Source organism: Dermacoccus sp. NHGro5 (assembly GCF_017565385.1).
Classification (GTDB): Bacteria; Actinomycetota; Actinomycetes; order Actinomycetales; family Dermatophilaceae; genus Dermacoccus; species Dermacoccus nishinomiyaensis.
Genome location: NZ_JAGEKQ010000006.1, coordinates 66,114 through 84,589, shown reverse-complemented (window position 1 = coordinate 84,589; position 18,476 = coordinate 66,114). Strand labels below are relative to the sequence as shown.

The window sequence follows — 18,476 nt, the reverse complement described above, 5'->3', positions numbered from 1 at the left end:
CGTTCGGGTGAGAGCCTGAACCGCTGGGTCGAGCATTCCCCTATAGCTCAATTGGCAGAGCATTCGACTGTTAATCGGAGGGTTCTTGGTTCGAGTCCAAGTGGGGGAGCATCACCGAGAACCGCCTCGTATCACCATGATACGGGGCGGTTCTCGCATGCTGTGGCGGCTCGTGCGCCGCTGAGCGCGTCCTGACGCAACACGACGCGGGGGCCTCGACCGATCATGGTCGAGGCCCCCGCGTAGTGTGCGCGAACGTCAGGTCGTGTGTTGCTCGCCGAAGTTGACGCCCGGGGCGCCGGTGACGGCGACCCCGGCGGTCACGCCCGCGCCCGGCCCGTCGCCGTGTTCGCCCGCGCCGGCTGCCTGCCCGCGGTTCTGCAGGCGCTTCTCGACGAGGACGGCGATCTTCGAGATCGTGTAGTTGAGCGCGATGTAGATGAGCGCCACGACGAAGATCATCGGCACGATGTTCGCCGACGAGACCGCGGCGTTCTTGGCCTTGTAGAGCATCTCGCCGTAGAGCACGTTGTACCCCAGCGCGGTGTCCTTGAGCACGACGACGAGCTGGCTGATGAGCGTCGGCATCATCGCGGTGATCGCCTGCGGCAGCAGGATCGAGCGCAGGGTCTGCGTCTGTGTCAGACCGACGGACAGACCCCCCTCACGCTGCCCGTTCGGCAGCTGGTCGACGCCGGAGCGGATGACCTCGGCGACGACCGCACCGTTGTAGATGACGAGGGCGACGACCGTCGCGATGAACGGGTTGTTGTCGTTGTCACCGCGGGTCGAGAGCCAGCCGTAGACGAACAGCATCATGAGCAACACGGGCACGGCGCGGCCCAGCTCGACGATGACGCCGGCGACCCGCCGCAGGGGCCGCACATGCGACATGCGGGCCATCGCGAAGACGATGCCGAAGACGGCGGCGCCGATCATGGCGGTGCCGGCGGCCTTCAACGTGCCGAGCAGGCCCGGCAGGATGTAGTCCTGCCACGTCGAGGCCTCGAGGAACGGCTTCCACATGGCCGAGGTGAGCTGGCCCTTGTCGTCGAGACGGCGGTAGACGAGCCACAGCAGGCCGAGAAGGACGAGGGCGCCGAGCACCGTCAGGACGGCGTGTCGCCGGCGGGCCTTCGGGCCCGGGGCGTCGAAGAGAACTCCGCTACTCATCGCTTCACCGCCAGTTTCTTGCCGAGGTAGCCGACGAGCAGACCCGTCGGCAGGGTCAGTGCCACGAAGGCGAGGGCCGAGGCGGAGAACGCCTGGTTGAGCAGGCCCGGGTCGTCCTCGGTCACCTTCGCCAGCATCGCGGCCATCTCCATGACGCCGATGACGACGGCGACCGTGGTGTTCTTCGTCAGCGCGATGAGCGCGTTGCCGAGGGGGACGATCGCGCCGCGGAACGCCTGCGGCAGGATGACCTCACGCAGTGACTGGCTGAACGTGAGCCCGATCGAACGCGCGGCCTCGGCCTGCCCGAGCGGGATCGTGTTGACGCCGGAACGCAGCGCCTCGCAGACGTAGGCGGCGTGGTACACCGTCAGGCCGAGCACCGCCAGGCGGAAGTTGTTCGTCGTGAAGAAGTCGGGGCTCTTGCTGTCCGCGAGCTCGACGCCGAGCTTGGCCCACAGCACGAGGTTGCACGACAGGATGATGAGCGTCAGGGGAGTGTTGCGGAAGATGTTGATGTAGGACGTGCCGAGGAAGCGCAGCATCGGCACCGGCGACATGCGCAGGACGGCGACGAGCGTGCCGAGGACGAGGGAGCCCACGGCAGCCACGAGGGTCAGCTTGATCGTCATCCACAACGCGTCGAGCAGATGATAATCGCTGAAAAGCGTTGACATGCAAGGCCTTTCAATGGGTGACGGTGACGGGCGCGGCGGGTGCCGCGCCCGACACCGCGCGTGGATCAGGAGCAGGCTGCCGGCTTCGGCGGGTTGAGCTTCGTGTCGTAGCGGAAGTCGGCGCCGAGGTTCGACTCGACGGCCTTCTTCCACTCACCGGAGTCGACCATCTTCGTGATGGCCTTGTTGACCTTCTCGCAGGTGTCCTTGTCGCCCTTCTTGAGGCCGACGCCGTACTTCTCCTCGGTGAAGGCATCGCCGACGAGCTTGAACTTGCCCTTGTAGGCATCCTGGTTGGCGTAGCCGGCGAGGATCGTGTTGTCCGTCGTCATCGCGTCGATGGCGCCGGAGGCGAGCGCGTCCGCGCACTCGGAGTACTTGTCGTACTGCTGGGGGACGAGGTTCGGCTGCTGCTTCTTCAGGTTGTCGACCGACGTCGAGCCGGTGACGGAGCAGACCTTCTTGCCCGCGAGGTCCTTGACGCTCTTGATGTCGCTGTCCGCCTTCGTCAGGACCGACTGGCCGGCGACGAAGTAGGGGCCGCCGAAGGAGACCTGCTGCTTGCGCTTGTCGGTGATCGAGTACGTGGCGAAGATCATCTTGACGGTGCCCGCCTCGAGCATCTTCTCGCGCTGCTTGGAGGGCGACTCGACGAAGTCGATCTTGTCCTCGCCGTAGCCCATCTCCTTCGCGACGTACTTGGCGACGTCGACGTCGAGGCCCTTGTAGTCCGAGCCGGCCTTGAGTCCGAGGCCGGGCTGGTCGTACTTGATGCCGATCTTGATCTTGTCGCCCGAGCCGGACGAGCTCTTGTCGTCGCTGCCGCCACAGGCCGTCAGGCCGAGGGCGAGGGCGGCGACACCTGCGGTGGCGATGGCACGCTTCATGTCTGTTTCCTCCTGGGTTTGCTGACGGCCTGCGTCAGTGGGTGAGAATCTTGCCGAGGAAGTCCCGGGCACGATCGGTCGTCGGGTTGCTGAAGAACTGTTCGGGGGCCGCCTGCTCGAGGATGGCGCCGTCCGCCATGAAGATCACGCGGTCGGCGGCGCGGCGGGCGAAGCCCATCTCGTGGGTGACGCAGATCATCGTCATGCCGTCGGCGGCGAGCTGCGCCATGACGTCGAGGACCTCGTTGATCATCTCGGGGTCGAGCGCTGACGTCGGCTCGTCGAAGAGCATCACCTTCGGTTCCATCGCGAGGGAGCGGGCGATGGCGACGCGTTGCTGCTGGCCGCCGGAGAGCTGGGCCGGGAACTTCTTCGCCTGGTGGGCGACACCGACGCGTTCGAGCAGCTCCATCGCCTTCGCCTCCGCGTCGGCCTTGCTCTGCTTGCGGACCTTGATGGGGCCGAGGGTGACATTGTCGAGAATCGTCTTGTGGGCGAACAGGTTGAACGACTGGAACACCATGCCGACGTCGGCGCGCAGCTTCGCCAGCGCCGCGCCCTCCTCGGGCAGCGCCTTGCCGTCGATCGTGATCGTTCCGGACTCGATCGTCTCGAGCCGGTTGATCGTGCGGCACAGCGTCGACTTGCCGGATCCCGAGGGGCCGAGCACGACGACGACCTCGCCGCGATTGACGCTCAGGTCGATGTCCTTGAGGACGTGCAGGTCGCCGAAGTGCTTGTTCACTCCGTCGAGCACGACGAGGGGTTCGCCTCGCTGGGCGGTGATGTCACTGTGCGCTGGGGCAGTGGTGGCTCCGGTCATGGCAGTGATCGTAGTCACGCCCACAGGCCGCTACGGCGCCGCCGCGCTCATTCGTGACCTAATTGCTACACATGAGCGTGGATAGGTTGTCGATATCTACTGACCCGTCAGATCCCGCAGCACCCGCGCTCGTCTCACGCTGTTGACGACTCACGACCCCGGCTCCACCTGGTGGCCGGGGTCGCGAGCGAATCTGTGAGTGTCTCAGGCGGCGAGGACGCGTTGTGACGCTGCCGCGCGCTGCGCCGACTGGATCAGGGCGCGCGACGAACCCGACGTGAGCGTGCCGGTGAGCGACATCGTCAGCACCGGGGAACCGTCGACGCTCGTGAGCTGGAGGCCGACGCGCACACCGTCAACGTCGAGGTGGGCGCGCAGCTGCCCGACCGTCTCGGTCGGGATGCCGTCGATGACGAGCCGCCCCTGGACGTGCCTGCCCTCGGCGCCGGTGACGAACATGCCGAGGCGCTCGCCGTCATGGACGATCTCGGCGATGTGCGCGACGGGGGTGTCGTCCTCCTCGAGGACCCAGTAGATACGGGGCGCGACGGCGTCGCGGGCCGGCTGCGCGAGCATGAGGACGCGGCCGTCCGTGCGGCCACAGGCGGCGAGAACGTCACGCTTACGCGCGGCGAACTCATCCGCGGTGAACGCGCCGAGGTCGTACGAGCGGAAGCCATGCGCCCACCGGGAGAGGCGTACGGGCAGGGCGAGGTCGGCGAGCCACAGTTCAGCTGCCTGGGTAGAGCTGACGGGCAGCGGCGCCGTCCAGGTCTGGTGCAGCCGCAGGCGGGCCAGTGCGGGCAGGCTCAGACCAAGGTCACTGAAAGATGTGTCGGTCTCGAGTGCCGTGCTCATGGTCGCCCCCTTCTGGTCGGCAGCTGCGGCGGGCGCCGACGAATGGGAACTCGCTGTGTGCGGCGTTCCTTTGAACGTAAGGCGGGGTGACAGGCGTCGACAAACCTTTGTCGACGTTCTCAAGGTCGCTAATCTCTGCGTATGTCAACGCATGTCGAGGGGCTGCAGATCGGCGAACTTGCCGAACGCGTCGGGGTGTCGACTCACACCCTTCGCGCGTGGGAGCGCCGTTACGGCATCCTCAAACCGTCGCGCACGACGGGCGGCTACCGCGTCTACAGCGAACTCGACGTCCGTCGCGTCTCTGCGGTGCTGGGCCTACGCGAGCAAGGTGTGTCCATCGCGGAGGCCGCGCGCCGCGTCAACGCGAACGTCGTCGCCCAGATCCCGGCCGGCCGACGTATCGACGCCGCAGCCATCGTCTACGAGATGCACCGCGCTGTCGACCGGTTCGACGAGTTCGCCCTGAGTGCCGCGCTGGATCGGCTGCTGTCGTCGCATCGGCTCGAGGAAGCCTTGCGTGACGGCCTCATGCCGTTCCTCGTGCAGTTGGGCGGGCGTTGGGAACGGGGTGAGGTGTCCGTCGCGCACGAGCACTTCGCGACGCAACTCATCCGCCGTCGCCTCGACAGCTACAGCCTCATGTGGGCCGACGGTGACGGGCCCCTCGTCGTCCTCGCCTGCCCGCCGGGGGAGCAGCACGACATTCCACTGCTCGTGCTCGGGGTGCTTCTCGCGCGCTCGGGGTGGCGCATTCGCTACATCGGCCAGGAGACGCCTGTCGCTGATCTTGCGCAGGCGTGCTCCATCCTGCAGCCCGATCTCGTCGTCATGGCTGCGACGCGTGACACGACGTTCCGTCGCTCGCTCGACGAGCTGCGTGACCTCGCGCGCTCCTACCGCCTCCTCATCGGCGGGCGCGGCGCCACCGACACCATATGCGCCGACCTCGGCGTCGAGGCGATGTCGCAGGACGTCGTCGCCGCAGCTTCCGCACTCATCGACGAATCGGGGCGCACCGGGCGATCCGACTCGGACGCCGCCGCACAGTTGGTCGGCTGACGCCACAACCCCACGTCACGGGGGTTAAACTCTCTTGCGGCCCGCGACGAGCGGGCGAGGGGCGGTAGCTCAGCTGGTCAGAGCAGGGGACTCATAATCCCTGGGTCGCGGGTTCAAGCCCCGCCCGCCCTACTCGGACGTCGTCACGCCGTCACGCCGAGGACGTCGTCATCTCGAGACGAGCCGCCTTGTCGCAGGGCGTATGTCGGCGGCCGTCGGTGCGCGAGGGTGCGCCTCCCTACGATGGGCGCATGAGCAACGCGCCGTGGGTGAGCACCGGCCCGGCATCATCCGGTGAAGGCGCGCGGGAGAAGTGGCAGGAGGCGACGCGCGTCCCTCTCGGCATCCTGGCGCTCGTCTTCATCGCCTCGTATGCCGCACCCATTCTCCGGCCGAGCCTGCCGACCGATGTCATCCTGACGTTCCATGCACTCAACGTCATCACCTACCTCGCGTTCGTCGGTGACTACTTCGCGCGCCTCCACCTCTCCCGCGACCGTCGCGGCTTCCTGCGCCACTCCGGGCTTGACGTGCTCGTCCTCGTCCTGCCCGCGCTGCAACCGCTGCGCACGATGCAGCTCATCGCCCTGCTGCGGCTGCTCGACAAGCGCCTCGGACGCACCCTGCGCGGCCGCATCGTCGCCTACCTCGGGTTCGCGACGCTGACGGTGCTGTTGCTCGGCGCACTCGCCGTCCTCGACGCCGAACGCAAGGCGCCGGGCGCCAACATCCACACCTTCGGCGACGCCCTGTGGTGGGCGACGACGACGATCACGACGGTCGGCTACGGCGAGCACCACCCCGTGACACCGAGCGGACGTGTCGTCGCCGCCTGCCTCATGTTCAGCGGCATCGGGCTGTTCAGTGTCGTCACGGGTTCGGTGGCGTCATGGATCCTCGATCGCGTCCGCGAGGAGGACGGCGAGGTCGCCGCCGACGACCGCATGCGCGACGAGGTCGAAGCACTCACCCATGAGATCCGAGCCCTGCGCGCCGACGTCGCGGAACTACGGGGCCGGACGGCGTCGCACCGGGCCGCAGCGCCCGAGAGCGACGACATCCTCTGAGCGGGCACTGCGAGACAGCTCGCCAGGACACGCGGGCGTGTCGCTCCCACGGGGTGAGCACCGCATGCGCCAGAGTGACAGGTTGATTCTTCGCCACGCCGCACGGGTGCTGGCCTGCAGCGTCGCCATCGTGCAGAATGGCGGCACACATCATCGGATTCCTGGGTGTGGCTGAGGTCGTTGGGGAAGACGTCCCTCGCGAACACCAGGAGGTTCGGATGTCGATGACTCGCGTCATGACGCGCGGGGTGGTTTTCGTGCACTCCACCCCCGCTGCGCTGTGCCCTCACATCGAGTGGGCGCTCGAGAGCGTCCTCGGCGCCGACGTCAACCTCGAGTGGACGCAGCAGCCCGTCGCGCCGGGCCTCGTGCGCAGCGAGTTCAGCTGGAGCGGCGAACCAGGCAGCGGCGCAAAGCTCGCGAGCGCGCTGCGCGGCTGGGATCACGTGCGCTACGAAGTCACCGAAGAACCCTCACCCGGCAACGACGGCTCACGCTGGTCGCACACCCCGAACCTCGGCATCCACCACACGTGGACGTCGGCGAGCGGCGACGCCGTCGTCAGCGAGGACCGCCTGCGCAGCGCCCTCGTCGCGAGCCAGGGCGACCCTGAGGAGTTCCGGGCCGAGATGGCCGAGCTGCTCGGCACCGCCTGGGACCAGGAGCTCGAGCCCTTCCGCTACGCCGGCGACGGCGCTCCCGTGCGCTGGCTGCACCGCGTCGGCTGACGCACCACACACGTCGAAGGCCGCTTGCTCTCTGGGGGAGCAAGCGGCCTTCGTCATGCCGGGTGGGCGTCAGATCACAGTGGGATGTTGCCGTGCTGCCCGCGACGCGCGGGTGCGGCGGCCAGTGCCGAAGCGAGCGCTCCGCGCGTCTCGGCCGGCTCGACGACCTCGTCGACGACACCGATCTCCTGGGCGCGTTCCAGTCCACCCGCGAGCACGGCATGCTCGGCGGCTAGTTCCTCCTCGACCCGGGGACGCGCGGCCTCGTCGACCTCCGCGAGCCGGCGACGGTGCAGGATGCGCACGGCAGCGACGTGACCCATGACGGCGACCTCCGCGCTCGGCCACGCGAACACGCGCGTCGCGCCGAGGGAGCGGCTGTTCATCGCGATGTACGCGCCGCCGTACGTCTTGCGCGTCACGAGCGTCACGCGCGGCACGACCGCCTCGGCGAACGCGTGCAGCAGCTTCGCGCCGCGGCGCACCACGCCGTCCCACTCCTGACCGACGCCAGGCAGGTAGCCGGGGACGTCGACGAGCACGACGAGGGGGATGCCGAACGCGTCGCACATGCGCACGAAACGGGACGTCTTCTCCGCGGCGGGGGAGTCGAGGCACCCGCCGAGACGCATCGGATTGTTCGCGATGACGCCGACGGTGCGCCCGCCGAGGCGCCCGAGCGAGGTGACGATGTTGGGCGCCCACTTCGCGTGCAGCTCGATCTGCTCACCCACATCGTCGAACAGGTCGTCGACGAGGGGGTGCACGTCGTAGGCACGCTTCGGGTTCTCGGGCAACGTGGCGCCGAGGTCGCGCTCTTCGAGCGATCCGAGCTCGAACTCGCCCTGGTTCGCCATGAGCGAGGCGAGCAGACGGCCTCGCTCGAAGGCCTCATCCTCTGTCGCCGTGACGACGTGGACCACGCCCGAGCGTCGACCGTGCGGTTCGGGCCCGCCGAGGCGTGCGGCGTCGACGTTCTCGCCCGTCACCGAGCGCACGACGTCGGGGCCCGTCACGAAGATGCGGCCCTGATCGGCCATGATGACCACGTCCGTCAGCGCCGGCCCGTAGGCGGCACCACCGGCGGCGGCGCCGATGACCACGGAGATCTGCGGGATCTTGCCCGACGCCCGCGTCATGATGGCGAACACCTCGCCGACGGCATGCAGGCTGACGACGCCCTCGGCCAGTCGCGCGCCGCCGGAGTGCCACAGCCCGATGACGGGCAGGTTCTCGGCGAGGGCGATCTCGTAGGCCTCGACGATCGCCTTGCACCCCTCGACACCCATCGCGCCGCCCTGCACCCGCGCGTCGGAGCAGAACACGACGACGGGCGTGCCGTCGGCGGTGCCGCGAGCGGAGACGAAGCCGGAGCGCTCGACCTCGGCGATGACGTCGACGCTGCCGGCGTCGAGGAAGTTCTCGAGGCGGCGATACGGGTCGCGCGGGTCGACGTCGGCCTCGGCCGGCGCGGTGGCGGTGAGGGCGTTCATGAGGCGCTCCGAATCGTGAGGGCGACGTTGTGGCCGCCGAAGCCGAACGAGTTGTTGAGGGCCGCGATGTCGCCCTCGGGCAGCGTGCGGGCCTCGCTGCGCACGACGTCGAGGTCGATGGCGGGGTCGAGGTCGTCGATGTTGATGGCCGCCGGAACGAGGCGGTGGTGCACCGACAGCACCGTGATGACGGCCTCCAGCGCGCCCGCAGCGCCGAGCAGGTGACCCGTCATCGACTTCGTCGCGGCCACCGCCATGTGGTCGGCGTCGGCGCCGAACGCGGCGCGGATCGCGTTCGCCTCGGCGACGTCACCGACGGGCGTCGAGGTTGCGTGGGCGTTGATGTGGCAGATGTCGGCGGGCGTCAGACCGGCGGCATCGACGGCCTGACGCATCGCCCGCTTGGCACCGGCACCCTCGGGTTCGGGCGCGGTGATGTGGTGGGCGTCGGCGGACATGCCGATGCTCGCGAGCTCGGCGTAGATCCGCGTGCCGCGCGCCTTCGCGTGCTCCTCGGACTCGAGCACGACGACCGCAGCACCCTCGCCCATGACGAAGCCGTCACGGCCAGTGTCGTACGGGCGGGAGGCGGCCTGCGGGTCGTCGTTGCGCGTCGAGAGGGCCTTCATCGCCGCGAACCCGGCGAACGGCAGCGGGTGCATCGGCGCCTCGGTGCCGCCGGCGATGACGACGTCGGCGCGGCCCGAGCGGATGATGTCGATCGCGAGACCCATCGCCTCGGCGCCGGAGGCGCACGCGGAGACGGTCGTGTGGGCGCCTGCGCGCGCACCGAACTCGAGCGACAGGTTGCCCGCAGAGGTGTTGGGCATGAGCATCGGCACCGTCAGCGGGTACACGCGACGCGGGCCCTTCTCGCGCATGACATCCCACTGGTCGAGCAGCGTCGTCACCCCGCCGATGCCGGTGCCGAACGCGACTGCGAGTCGCTCCGGCTCCACCTCGGGGCTGCCCGCGTCTGCCCACGCCTCGCGCCCTGCGATGAGCGCGTACTGGGCGCTGCGGTCCATGCGGCGCGTCTCGACCTTCGTCAGCACCTCGGCCGGGTCCTGGGCGATGGACGCGGCGAACGTCACGGGCAGCTCGAACTGCTCCAGCCATTCGGCGGGCAGCGCGCGAGCACCGGAACGACCGGCGAGCAGGGCGTCCCACGTCTCGGGTGCGGTGCCGCCGAGCGGGGTCGTCGCACCGATGCCGGTGACGACGATGCGGGCGTCGCGGTTCGGGGTCATGCTGGCTCCTTGGTGGGGCACGAAAGAATGGGGTGCGACGCGCCGCCCGGGCGGGCGAGGTGCCGGGGCGGCGCGTCGACGGGGGCCGTTCAGGCCTGGGCGTTCTTGATGTAGCTGACGGCGTCGCCGACGGTGACGAGGTTCTTGACCTCTTCGTCGGGGATGCGGACGCCGAACTTCTCCTCGGCGTTGACGACGATCGTCATCATCGACAGCGAGTCGATGTCGAGGTCGTCGGTGAACGACTTGTCGCTCTGCACGGAGGCGGCGTCGATGCCGGTCTCCTCGTTGACGATCTCGGCGAGGCCGGCGAGGATCTCCTGCTCGGAAGCAGCCATGGTGTTTCTCCTTGTCGTGACGTCGACCGTTCGTCGATCGACTCCGTCTGCGGTTCTTTCCTTGCCCCGGATGGCCCGCCGAGGCGCGGGAGCTGAATGCTGAGTCGCGGTGCGGCTCAGGGGATCTCGACGACCTGCGCCGCGTAGGCGAGGCCCGCGCCGAAACCGATCTGCAGCGCGAGATCGCCGCTCTTGGCCTGCCCCTCGCGCACGAGTCGTTCGGCGGCGAGCGGCACCGACGCGGCGGACGTGTTGGCCGTGTCGACGATGTCGCGCGCGATGACGACGCGTTCGGGTAGCTTCATCTGCTTGGCCATGGCGTCGATGATGCGGACGTTCGCCTGATGCGGGATGAACACGTCGATGTCGTCGACGCTCAGGCCCGCGGCGTCGATGGCGCGCAGCGCGACGGGAGCCATGCTCCACACCGCCCAGCGGAAGACGCTCTGACCTTGCATCGTGATCGTCGGGCCGGGCGAGCCGTCCTCGAGCACGTTGGGGCGGATGGCCTCCCACGCCGCTCCGTCACTGCCCCAGATCGTCGGGCCGATGCCGACGTGGTCGCTCGCGCCGACGATCGCCGCGCCCGCGCCGTCACCGAAGATGAAGGCGGTGCCGCGGTCGCTCGGATCGAGCACGGACGTCAGGCGCTCGGCGCCGAGGACGAGGACAGTGCTCGCGCTACCGGCCCGCACGAGGTCGGAGGCGACACCGATGCCGTGACAGTACCCGGCGCAGGCGGCGGACAGGTCGAACGCGACGGGGGAGTCCAGCCCCAGTCGATCCGCGAGCATCGGCGCGGCGGCGGGCGTGAACATGTCGTGCGTGACCGAGCCGAGGATGACGCCGTCGATCGTCGCCGGGTCGACACCGGAGCGTGCGATCGCGTCGCGCGCCGCCGACTCGGCCATGTCGAGCATCGTCTCGTCGTCGCGCGCGAAATGACGCGTGCGGACACCGGAGCGCTCCTGGATCCACTCGTCGGAGGAGTCGATGGCCTCGACGATCTCGCTGTTCGGCACGAGCCGCTGCGGGCGGTAACCGCCGAAACCGAGGATGCGGGTGTACTGCGCGCCGGTGCGCTGCGCGAGGGCCTTCACTGCGCCTCCTTCGGGTGAAGACGCACGAGGGGCTGGCCGGGAGAGACAGGGTCGCCCTCACTGACGAGCCACTCGATGATGCGCCCGCCGTGCGGCGCGACGACGTTGTACGCGTCGCGCGCCGTGACGACCTGTCCGATCGTCTCGCCGGGGGTGATGGTGTCGCCCTCGTCGAGGGGCGCGCGCTCGATCGTCCCCTTGGCCGGCGCGATGACGAGTCGCCACGCGGGTTCGAGATCGGTGTCGACCTGGCCGTGCTCGCGCACCATGCGGTGCGCCGCGTCGAGGTCGTCGGGGGTCTTGAGCGCCAGGGTCTCGACACCAGGCAGGGCACGCTTGGCGAGGCCCGTCAGGGTGCCGGCCGGCGGCACCTCGACGAGGCCCGTCACGCCCATCGCCTTGAACGTCTCCATCGTCAGATCCCAGCGCACCGGGTTGCTCACCTGGCTGACGAGGCGGCGCAGCACCCGCGTGCCGTCGTGGACGACGAGCCCGTCCTTGTTCGACACGAGGGGGATGCGAGGGTCGTGCGTCGAGATGGCCCGCGCGAAGACACTGAGCCGCTCCACGGCCGGCGCCATGTGCTCGGTGTGGAAGGCACCCGCGACCTGGAGCGGGATGACGCGTGCCTTCGACGGCGGCTCGGCCTTGAGCCGCTCGATCTGCTCGAGGGTGCCGGCCGCGACGATCTGACCGGAACCGTTCATGTTGGCCGGCGTGAGGCCGAGGGCTTCGAGGTGGCTGACGACGTCCTTCGCCTCGCCGCCGACGACGGCGGCCATGCCGGTCGGCGTGACGGCCGACGCCTGCGCCATGCCCGCACCGCGCTCGCGGACGAAGACCATGGCCTGCTCGGCGCTCAGGACGCCGGCCGACGCCGCGGCAGTGATCTCACCGACGCTGTGGCCGGCGCCGACACCGACGGAACGGAATCCGTCGACGGGGTGGGCGAACAGCGCGAGCATCGAGACGAGGCCGCTCCCGACGATGAGGGGCTGTGCGACGGCGGTGTCCTTGATGGTCTCCGCGTCACCCTCGGTGCCGAGGTGGACGAGATCCATCCCGGCGCAGGCCGACAGCCACGCCATGCGGGAGTGAAACTCTGGCAGCTCGAGCCAAGGGCGGAGGAAACCGGGGGTCTGAGAGCCCTGTCCGGGGCACACGATCGCTAGCACCCCTCAACCTTGCCCTGGAGGTGGTGGGCGAGGCGACGAGCGGGCCGACGAACTTCGCCGGTGTGATTTGTAGGAAACCTCCAATCACACCTGGCTGGGTTGCTCCCGTGCGGCGCGGGAGGCGTCCGGCCGGGTGCGCGGGCGGGACCGAGCTGCGTCGAGGTCGGCGTACATGAGGCCCAGTCGGATGGCGAAGGCGTCCTCGGGGCAGGTGAGGTCGTAACCGGTGAGGTCGTGGGTGCGCCCCAGGCGGTAGCGCACGGTGTTCGCATGGACGAACAACTCGCGCGCCGTGGCCTCCAGCGAGCCGAGACGGATGTAGGCGCGCGCCGTCTCGCGCATGACCGAATCGGGCTGGAGCGCGGCCGTCACCCGTGCGGCGAGCGCGCGGCGTGCCTTGTCGTCACCGGAGACGGCGCGTGCGGCGAGCAGGTCGTCGCTGTGCACCGGGCGGCGGCAGGAGGTGGCCGCCGGCGCGGCGTCGTAGCCGCGCAGCGCGTCCCGTGCAGAGCGGCCCGCCGCATAGAGGTGCGGCACGCGGGGCCCGCACACGAGGGGGCCGTCGCCGAAGTGGTCGGCGAGCAGTCGCGCCGCGGCGAGCGGGTCGGCGTGCGGGGCGGCCTGAGACGACGTGCTTGCTGCATTGCCTGACGATGTGCCGCTGCGTGGCGTCGCGAGGGTGGCCGCGTCGAGCCCGCCGACGACGGCGATCATCCGCCGTCCTTCGACGGAGACGAGGATCTCGAGCCCGGCATGACGCGCGGCGCGTCGTAGTGGGTCGACGACGCTCGTCTGGCTGCCGAGAGGGCTCGCGCCGACGACGACGGTGACGCCGCGCACCTCGGCCCAGCCGAGGGCATTGACGCGGGAGCCGAGCGTCTCGTCGGGTTCGCCGCGCACGACGGCGTCGACGACGAGCGACTCGAGGCGTGCATCCCACGCGCCGCGCGATTCCGCGGCGCGCGCGTAGACGTGGGCGGCGCCGAACGCGACCTCACGGGAGTAGCGCAGGACAGCTTCGCGCACGGCCGCGCGTTCGTCGGCCCGCGCGAGGGCGGGTGCTTCGTCCTCGACGATCTCGATGACGGTGCGCAGCAGGTCGAGGGTCTGTTCGAGGCTGATGCTGCGCGTCAGTTCGCTTGGTGCGTCGGCGAACACGTCGATGGCGCCGGCGCCTTCGACGTGCGGGTTCTCGAGCCACGACAGGAACGACGTGATGCCGCCGTGCGCGATGACGCCGATCCAGCTGCGATCCTCGGCGCTGAGCGCGGCGAACCAGGCGTGGTCGGCTTCGACGCGCGCCGCGGCCGACGTCGCCATCGCCCCGACGCCGCGGCGCATCGCCGTCAGAGATTCACGCGAGGGCACCCTGGGTTCCGCCATGCCCGTCACCGTAACCGAGCCTTGTGGGAACCCACGAGTAGCAACGACACCGGTCGGCCGACCGACCCCGGAAAGCACGAAGCCGTGCGCACTCACGGACGGTGAGTGCGCACGGCCAACGTGCGATGCAGGGGACGTGGACGCGCCCCCGTGGCGGTGTCGCACCTCGGGCCGGGAGAGCTTGCGACTCCGGACCGATGGAAGACGCCGCGAGGGAATCGTCAGGCTTCTCCGCGCACCATTTGGCGCAGAAGCCCGACGGGCAGAACCGTCGCCCAGTTCTGCCCGTCGCTGTTCGCATTGCCCGTCAGGCTTCTCCGCCGGCGTTGCCGGAGGTGCCGGCCTTGACGTTGAGCAGCTCGTACTTCTCGGCTGCCTGACGCGGGATCGACGGGTCGAGTTCGCCGCGGTCGGCGAGCGACTGCAGGGCGCGCACCGCCATCGACGGGCCGTCGATGTGGAGGAAGCGTCGTGCTGCAGCTCGCGTGTCGGAGAAGCCGAATCCGTCGGCGCCCAGCGAGTGGAATTCGCCGGGCACGTACTGGCGGATCTGGTCGTGCACCTGGCGCATCGAGTCGCTCGTCGCGATGACGGGACCGGGTGCGTCCTTGAGGCGCGACGTGATGAACGGCTCGCGGCGCTCGTCCTCGGGGTGGAGGAAGTTGTGCTCGTCGGCCTCGAGGCCGTCACGGCGCAATTCGTTCCACGACGTCACGGACCAGACGTCGGCGACGACGCCCCAGTCCTCCTTGAGTAGTTCCTGTGCCTCGAGGGCCCAGGCGACTCCGACGCCGGAGGCGAGCAGCTGCACGCGGCGCGCGTCGTCGCCGAGGCCGTCGAACGAGCCGTCCTTGAGCTTGTAGATGCCGCGCTTGATACCTTCGACGTCGACGTTCTCGGGCTCGGCCGGCTGCACGATCGGCTCGTTGTAGACGGTCAGGTAGTAGATGACGTTCTCGGCGTTCTCGCCGTACATCTTCTCCAGGCCGTCCTGCACGATGTGCGCGATCTCGTAGCCGTAGGCCGGGTCGTAGGAGCGGATGGCGGGGTTCGTCGCGGCGAGCACGTGGCTGTGACCGTCGGCGTGCTGCAGACCCTCACCCGTCAGCGTCGTACGGCCCGCGGTGGCGCCGATGAGGAAACCCTTGGCCATCTGGTCGGCGGCCGCCCAGATCGAGTCACCAGTGCGCTGGAAGCCGAACATCGAGTAGAAGACGTAGACCGGCACCATCGGGATGTCGTTCGTCTCGTACGCGGCGCCGACGGCGGTGAACGCCGCGACGGAGCCGGCCTCGTTGATGCCGAGGTGCAACAGCTGGCCCTGCGGGCTCTCCTTGTACGCGAGCATGAGCTCGGCATCGACGGAGCGGTAGTGCTGCCCGTGCGGGTTGTAGATCTTCGCCGTCGGGAAGAACGCGTCCATGCCGAACGTGCGCGCCTCGTCGGGGATGATCGGCACGATGTGCTTGCCGAACTCCTTGTCGCGCATCAGCTCCTTGAGGATGCGGACGAACGCCATCGTCGTCGCGACCTCCTGCTTGCCGGAGCCCCTCTTCGCGATCTTGTACGCCTCGTCACCGGGCAACGGCAGCTGCGAGCTGCGGCCCTTGCGCGACGGCAGCCCACCGCCGAGCTTCGCGCGACGCTCGAGCAGGTACTTGATCGCCGGGTCGTCGTTGCCGGGGTGGTAGTACGGCGGACGGTACGGGTCCTTCTCGAGCTGCTCGTCGCTGATCGGGATGTCGAGCGAGTCGCGGAACTGCTTGAGGTCCCCGAGCGTCATCTTCTTCATCTGGTGCGTCGCGTTGCGGCCCGCGAAGTGCGTGCCGAGGCTGTAGCCCTTGATGGTGTGCGCGAGGATGACCGTCGGCTGGCCCGTGTGCTCCATCGCAGCCTTGTAGGCGGCGTACACCTTGCGGTAGTCGTGGCCACCTCGCTTGAGCTTCCACCATAGGTCGTCGTCGGACCAGTTCTCGACCATCTTCGCCGTGCGCGGGTCCTGGCCGAAGAAGTACTCGCGGACGTAGGCACCGTCATTGGCGCGGATCGTCTGGTAGTCGCCGTCACGCGTCTTGTTCATGATGTTGACGAGCGCACCGTCACGATCCTGGGCGAGCAGCGGATCCCAGCCGCGGCCCCACAGCACCTTGATGACGTTCCAGCCGGCGCCGCGGAAGAACGCCTCGAGCTCCTGCACGATCTTGCCGTTGCCGCGCACGGGGCCGTCGAGACGCTGCAGGTTGCAGTTGACGACGAACGTGAGGTTGTCGAGGCCCTCGTTGGCGGCCCACTGCAGGGCGCCACGCGACTCGACCTCGTCCATCTCGCCGTCACCGAGGAAGGCCCAGACGTGCTGGTCGGAGGTGTCCTTGAGGCCGCGGTCGTTGAGGTAGCGGTTGACCATCGCCTGGTAGATGGCGTTCATCGGGCCGATGCCCATGGAGACGGTCGGGAACTCCCAGAACTCCGGCATGTTGCGCGGGTGCGGGTAGCTCGGCAGGCCGGCGGACTCACCGTCGATGAAGTGGCTCTTCTCCTGACGGAAGCCGTCGAGCTGCTCCTCGCTCAGGCGGCCCTCGAGGTAGGCGCGCGAGTAGATGCCGGGGGAGGCGTGGCCCTGGATGAAGACCTGGTCACCGCCGCCCGGGTGGTCCTTGCCGCGGAAGAAGTGGTTGAAGCCGACCTCGTAGAGCGTCGCGGCGGAGGCGTACGTCGAGATGTGGCCGCCCACGCCGATGTCGGGGCGCTGCGCGCGGTGCACCATGACGGCGGCGTTCCAGCGGATCCAGGCGCGGTACTTGCGCTCCATCTCCTCATCGCCGGGGAACCACGGCTCGGCCTCGGGGCCGATCGTGTTGATGTAGTCGGTCGCAGTTAGCGACGGCACGCCGATCTGCTGCTCGCGGGCGCGCTCCAGCAGCTTGAGCATGACGTACCGGGCACGGTTGCGTCCGGCTTCGTCGACGAGGCCGTCGAGCGAGTCGAGCCACTCCTGCGTCTCGTCGGGATCGATGTCCGGCAACTGACTGGGAATGCCATTCAGGATCGGGCCGGCTTCCTCAAGCGACACTTAGGTCACGTCCTCTCGTCCACTGCGTCGGCGCTACCTGGCACGCGCCACATGCTCCCATCCTGCCCCCCGTGAGCACCCTGCGCGAAACCGGGACGGGGTTACTCGTGGGTACTCCGTTTGGCGGGCGGGACGAGGGGTTTCGAGGCTCATCAGGCCAGGGCGATCGGGCCCACGAGACGGTCGTCATGAGGGCGCCTTCTTGCAATGCGCGAGACAACCTTGTGGACTACCCTTCCAACAAGGCTGCATCCACCCGGCGTGGTCGCAGCGTCCAGAACAGAAAGTGAGCACAGCACGTGAACCAGACCGCAGGGGCACATCCGGCGGCCAAGATCGGCTTCTCCGCGGACGACATCGTCATGGAGATCGGTTGGGACGACGACGTCGACGAGTCGTGGCGCGAAGCCATCGAGGAGATCGTCGGCTCCGAGATCGAGGACGAGACGTACGACGGCGTCGTCGACTCCGTCCTCGTGTGGTTCCGTGACGGCGACGGCGACCTCACCGACGACGTCGTCGACGCGCTCGCCACGCTGGAGGACAAGGGGTTCGTCCTCCTCATGACGCCGAAGGCCGGCTCGGATCTTGCGATCGACGCCGCGGACGTGCAGGAAGCTGCGACGACCGCCGGTCTCAAGGCCAGCTCGACCTTCAAGGTCGGCGACGACTGGATCGGCACGAAGCTCGTCCAGGGTGGCGCAGCGAAGCAGCGCTGAGCGCGGCCGCCGCACGAGACGAAGAGGGAGTGACATGAGCGGTCTCGAGGTGGGTGCTGCGGCGCCCGATTTCACGCTCAGGAACCAGTTCGGTGAGGACGTGACATTGTCCGGCCTCGTCGCCGAGCGCCCGACGCTGCTCGTCTTCTACCCCTTCGCGTTCTCCGGCATCTGCACGGGGGAGCTGTGCCACATCCGCGACAACCTGCCCCGCTACGACGGTGACGCGATGCAGGTCGTCGGCATCAGCTGCGATGCGATGTTCACGCAGCGCGCGTGGGCGGACGCCGAGGGCTTCGACTTCCCACTGCTCAGCGACTTCTGGCCGCACGGCGCGATCGCGCGCGCCTACGGCGTCTTCGACGACGAGCGCGGGTTCGCCGTGCGCGGCACCTTCCTCGTCGACGCGTCGATGACGGTGCTCTGGTCGCTCATCAACGGCCCCGGCGAGGCGCGCGACTTCTCGCCCGCCCTCGAGGTGGCCGAGAACCTGTGACGCGGCGCGGCGTCGTGGCGCCGCCCCTCGATGACGCCGAACTCGACGTGGCCACGCGGCGGGTAGGATTCAGCTGCATCCGCGCCGTCTCGGCGCGCGCTCAGGGCCTCTAGCTCAGCTGGTAGAGCAACGCGTTTACACCGCGTCGGTCGTCGGTTCGATCCCGGCGGGGCCCAC

The 18,476-nt window shown here is 69.0% G+C and carries 17 protein-coding genes and 3 tRNA genes; 8 read left to right on the top strand and 12 right to left on the bottom strand.

Features of this window, described 5'->3' with window-relative positions; translation table 11 throughout:
- Positions 1-36 precede the first annotated feature (36 nt).
- A tRNA-Asn gene (locus tag J4Z35_RS03015) sits at positions 37-109 on the top strand.
- 149 nt (positions 110-258) lie between these two features.
- Here J4Z35_RS03015 and J4Z35_RS03010 read toward each other — a convergent pair.
- The 5 genes from J4Z35_RS03010 to J4Z35_RS02990 form a co-directional block, all read right to left on the bottom strand.
- Entirely contained in the window at positions 259-1,173 is a 915-nt protein-coding gene (locus J4Z35_RS03010) for an amino acid ABC transporter permease (RefSeq protein WP_208065337.1), read from the bottom strand.
- Positions 1,170-1,850 (bottom strand): amino acid ABC transporter permease, encoded by a 681-nt coding sequence (locus J4Z35_RS03005; protein ID WP_038568646.1) that lies wholly within the window; start codon positions 1,848-1,850, stop codon positions 1,170-1,172. Before J4Z35_RS03005 ends, J4Z35_RS03010 begins: the two co-directional genes overlap by 4 nt.
- A 65-nt stretch (positions 1,851-1,915) precedes the next feature.
- Positions 1,916-2,737 (bottom strand): glutamate ABC transporter substrate-binding protein, encoded by an 822-nt coding sequence (locus J4Z35_RS03000; protein WP_006944204.1) that lies wholly within the window; start codon positions 2,735-2,737, stop codon positions 1,916-1,918.
- Positions 2,738-2,771: 34 nt separating this feature from the next.
- Positions 2,772-3,560, bottom strand: a complete 789-nt coding sequence (locus J4Z35_RS02995; protein WP_006944163.1) for an amino acid ABC transporter ATP-binding protein — start codon at positions 3,558-3,560, stop codon at positions 2,772-2,774.
- A gap of 204 nt (positions 3,561-3,764) precedes the next feature.
- Positions 3,765-4,418, bottom strand: a complete 654-nt coding sequence (locus J4Z35_RS02990) for a hypothetical protein (protein WP_131941168.1) — start codon at positions 4,416-4,418, stop codon at positions 3,765-3,767.
- Positions 4,419-4,559: 141 nt separating this feature from the next.
- Between J4Z35_RS02990 and J4Z35_RS02985 the strand changes: the two genes are divergently transcribed.
- From J4Z35_RS02985 to J4Z35_RS02970, 4 genes are all read left to right on the top strand, one after another.
- Complete coding sequence (locus J4Z35_RS02985) at positions 4,560-5,480, top strand: MerR family transcriptional regulator (protein WP_006944166.1); 921 nt, start codon at positions 4,560-4,562, stop codon at positions 5,478-5,480.
- 58 nt (positions 5,481-5,538) lie between these two features.
- A tRNA-Ile gene (locus J4Z35_RS02980) sits at positions 5,539-5,612 on the top strand.
- A 119-nt stretch (positions 5,613-5,731) separates the two neighbouring features.
- Positions 5,732-6,547 carry a potassium channel family protein gene (locus J4Z35_RS02975; RefSeq protein ID WP_006944321.1) on the top strand — a complete coding sequence of 272 codons (816 nt, stop codon included), beginning with the start codon at positions 5,732-5,734 and terminating at the stop codon, positions 6,545-6,547.
- A gap of 224 nt (positions 6,548-6,771) precedes the next feature.
- Positions 6,772-7,275 (top strand): DUF3145 domain-containing protein, encoded by a 504-nt coding sequence (locus tag J4Z35_RS02970; RefSeq protein WP_038571106.1) that lies wholly within the window; start codon positions 6,772-6,774, stop codon positions 7,273-7,275.
- Positions 7,276-7,349: 74 nt separating this feature from the next.
- Here the strand turns inward: J4Z35_RS02970 and J4Z35_RS02965 are convergent, their stop codons facing one another.
- From J4Z35_RS02965 to aceE, 7 genes are all read right to left on the bottom strand, one after another.
- Positions 7,350-8,768, bottom strand: a complete 1,419-nt coding sequence (locus J4Z35_RS02965) for a carboxyl transferase domain-containing protein (protein WP_074040721.1) — start codon at positions 8,766-8,768, stop codon at positions 7,350-7,352.
- Entirely contained in the window at positions 8,765-10,018 is a 1,254-nt protein-coding gene (fabF, locus tag J4Z35_RS02960; RefSeq protein WP_006944307.1) for a beta-ketoacyl-ACP synthase II, read from the bottom strand. Before fabF ends, J4Z35_RS02965 begins: the two co-directional genes overlap by 4 nt.
- Positions 10,019-10,107: 89 nt before the next feature.
- The gene (locus J4Z35_RS02955) at positions 10,108-10,356 is read right to left on the bottom strand and encodes an acyl carrier protein (protein WP_006944284.1); all 249 of its coding nucleotides are present in this window, start codon (positions 10,354-10,356) and stop codon (positions 10,108-10,110) included.
- Positions 10,357-10,472: 116 nt separating this feature from the next.
- A complete protein-coding gene (locus tag J4Z35_RS02950) occupies positions 10,473-11,456 on the bottom strand; it encodes a beta-ketoacyl-ACP synthase III (protein ID WP_006944239.1) in 984 nt (327 codons plus the stop codon).
- Positions 11,453-12,619, bottom strand: coding sequence for an acyltransferase domain-containing protein (locus J4Z35_RS02945; protein ID WP_290439486.1), 1,167 nt, complete (start codon positions 12,617-12,619; stop codon positions 11,453-11,455). The genes J4Z35_RS02950 and J4Z35_RS02945 overlap by 4 nt, the downstream gene beginning before the upstream one ends.
- 96 nt (positions 12,620-12,715) lie before the next feature.
- Positions 12,716-14,014: a helix-turn-helix domain-containing protein gene (locus tag J4Z35_RS02940; RefSeq protein ID WP_074040720.1), complete on the bottom strand. Its 1,299-nt coding sequence runs from the start codon at positions 14,012-14,014 to the stop codon at positions 12,716-12,718.
- Positions 14,015-14,321: 307 nt separating this feature from the next.
- Positions 14,322-17,084 (bottom strand): pyruvate dehydrogenase (acetyl-transferring), homodimeric type, encoded by a 2,763-nt coding sequence (gene aceE, locus J4Z35_RS02935; RefSeq protein ID WP_006944294.1) that lies wholly within the window; start codon positions 17,082-17,084, stop codon positions 14,322-14,324.
- Positions 17,085-17,383: 299 nt separating this feature from the next.
- On the opposite strand from aceE, the gene J4Z35_RS02930 reads away from it, so the two are divergent.
- The 3 genes from J4Z35_RS02930 (at position 17,384) to J4Z35_RS02920 (ending at position 18,475) form a co-directional block, all read left to right on the top strand.
- On the top strand, positions 17,384-17,803 hold the full coding sequence (locus tag J4Z35_RS02930) for a DUF3052 domain-containing protein (protein WP_006944308.1): 420 nt from the start codon (positions 17,384-17,386) through the stop codon (positions 17,801-17,803).
- 34 nt (positions 17,804-17,837) lie between these two features.
- Positions 17,838-18,299 (top strand): peroxiredoxin, encoded by a 462-nt coding sequence (locus J4Z35_RS02925; protein WP_006944268.1) that lies wholly within the window; start codon positions 17,838-17,840, stop codon positions 18,297-18,299.
- A 103-nt stretch (positions 18,300-18,402) separates the two neighbouring features.
- Positions 18,403-18,475, top strand: a tRNA-Val gene (locus tag J4Z35_RS02920).
- Position 18,476: the final 1 nt, after the last annotated feature.